The organism is Psychrobacter sp. 1Y4, from assembly GCF_051847555.1.
This window is the reverse complement of the sequence record NZ_JBPYDE010001058.1, coordinates 1-538: the sequence shown is the minus strand read 5'-3', so window position 1 is coordinate 538 and position 538 is coordinate 1. Positions and strand designations below refer to the sequence as shown.

At 44.8% G+C, this 538-nt stretch carries 1 protein-coding gene; it reads left to right on the top strand.

Annotated elements, in window-relative coordinates; translation table 11 throughout:
* On the top strand, window positions 1-491 hold a 491-nt coding region (locus tag ACS8FC_RS20395; protein ID WP_439298125.1), incomplete at its 5' end, for a phosphate signaling complex PhoU family protein.
* Window positions 492-538: the final 47 nt, after the last annotated feature.

The window sequence follows — 538 nt, the reverse complement described above, 5'->3', positions numbered from 1 at the left end:
GTATTGGTGATGAAGCCGTAAAAATCGCGAAAATGGCAAACAGAATCGCGGCACAAGGCAAGTCGTCTTACGGCTATGCTGAGGTACAGCACTTGAGTAATCAGGTGAGGTTGATGCTTAACAACGCATTAGAAGCCTTTAGTCAATCGAATGCTGAGCAAGCGTTTGAAGTCATGCGCAATGACAGTGTGGTCAATAACGAATATCAGTCCGCTATTCGCGCGCTGATGACTTATATCATGGAAGACTCAAGACAAGTCTCAAAGGTCATCAATATCATGTGGATTTTGCGCTCGCTTGAACGTATTGGTGATCATGCACAAAACGTGGCCGAGCTAGTCATCAATTATATCAGTGGTCAAGATGTACGCCATTCAGACTACGCCATGGTCGAAAAAGCAGTGCAAGAAGCCAATGATCGTTTGGCTGCTCGTCAGGTTAGTACGATGTCAGTTGCTGACTTTGAGTCCTTAGAGAGTAATGACGACTGATAGCGCACAAATGCTACCGCCTTAATCAAAAAAACGCGCTATATTGA